General features: G+C 77.6%; 1 protein-coding gene. It reads right to left on the bottom strand.

Annotated features, from left to right (window positions below):
• Positions 1–1,720 (bottom strand): type I polyketide synthase (locus VR44_RS39655; RefSeq protein WP_045952552.1); only part of this gene is annotated, 1,720 nt, incomplete at both ends.

A 1,720-nucleotide genomic window follows, 5' to 3' on the forward strand; every position in this document is an offset into this window, starting at 1 on the left:
CATCCCCACGATCGCGATCGGATCGTTTACCGCGACCACCTCGACCGAACCGGCCGGCGCGGTCGGTGCGGTCGTGCCGGCGGTGTCACCGAGGAGCTCGGTGCGCAGGAAGCGGGTGAGGGCCAGCGGGGTGGGGTGGTCGAAGACCAGCGTCGCGGGCAGCCGGGTGCCGGTGACGGCGCCCAGCAGGTTGCGCAGCTCGACGGCCGTGAGGGAGTCGAAGCCGAGGTCCTTGAAGGGGCGTTCGGGCTCGACCTGGTCCGGCGAGGCGTGGCCGAGGACCGTGGCGACCTGGGCGCGCACCAGGTCGCCCAGGACGCGGTCCTGTTCGGCCTGCGGGAGCCCGTGCAGGGTCGCGGCCAGGGCGGAGGCGCGGTCGGCGGGTGCGCCGGAGGGGGCGCCGGGGCCGGCGTGGGCCCGGCGGACCGGGGTCCTGACCAGTCCGCGCAGCAGGGCGGGGACCTTGCCCTCGGCCGCCTGGACGCGGAGTCCCGCGTGGTCCAGCGGGACCGGGTCCAGCGGGACCGGGTAGAGGACGTCCGCTCCGGCCGCGCAGGCGGTGTCGAACAGGGCGAGGCCGGTGGCCGCGTCCATGGCGACGAGACCCATGCGGCGGATCCGGGCGAGGTCGGCGGTGTCCAGCTTGCTGGTCATGCCGCTGCCGTCGGCCCACAGACCCCAGGCCAGGGACACGGCGGGCAGTCCGGCGGCCTGGCGCTGCTGGGCGAGGGCGTCGAGGAAGGCGTTCGCGGCGGCGTAGTTGGCCTGGCCGGCGCCGCCGAGGGTGGCGGAGACGGAGGAGAAGAGGACGAACGCGGACAGGTCCAGGTCGCGGGTGAGTTCGTGCAGGTGCAGGGCGGCGTCGGCCTTGGGCCGCAGGACGTGGTCGACGCGCTCGGGGGTGAGGGCGGGGACGATGCCGTCGTCGGTCACACCGGCGGCGTGGACGACGGCGGTCAGCGGGTGCTCGGCGGGGATCGCCGCCAGGAGTCCGGCGAGGGCGGGGCGGTCGGCCACGTCGCAGGCGGCGGTGGTGACCCGGGCGCCGAGGGCGGTGAGTTCGGCCTCGAACGCGGCCGCGCCTTCGGCGGCGGGGCCCCGGCGGCCGGCCAGCAGGAGGTGGCGTACGCCGTGCTCGGTGACCAGGTGGCGGGCGACGAGCCGGCCGAGGGTGCCGGTGGCCCCGGTGACCAGGACGGTGCCCTCGGAGGGGAAGCTCTGCCGCTGCGGGGCCTCGTCGGCCGGGCTGCCGGTGTGGGCCGTGAGGCGGGGCAGCAGGACGGTGCCGCCGCGGACGGCGAGCTGGGGCTCGCCGGTGGCGAGGGCGGCACGCAGGGCCGTCCGGCCGGGGCCGGAGTCCGGGTCCAGGCCGGGTTCCAGGTCGAGGAGGACGAAGCGGTCCGGGTTCTCCGACTGTGCGGTGCGGAGCATGCCCCAGACGGCGGCCTGGGCCGGGTCGAGCGCGGCGCGTTCGGCGGGGGCGGTCGCCACCCCGTGCCGGGTGACCACGACGAGGGGGGTGCGGTCGGTGCCGTCCTCGGCGAGCCGGCGCTGGATGAGCGCGAGCGTCCGGTGGACGGTCTCGCGTACGGCCGCGGCCGGGTCCTCCGTGGCGGGGCCGTCGGGGCCGGGGCCGGCGAGGGCCACGACGCAGTCGGGTTCGGGGGCGTCGGCGGGCACCGGGGCCGGGGTCCAGTCGAGGCGCAGGAGGGTGTCGGTG

Origin of the sequence: Streptomyces katrae (assembly GCF_000966975.1) — a bacterium.
Taxonomy (GTDB): domain Bacteria; phylum Actinomycetota; class Actinomycetes; order Streptomycetales; family Streptomycetaceae; genus Streptomyces; species Streptomyces katrae.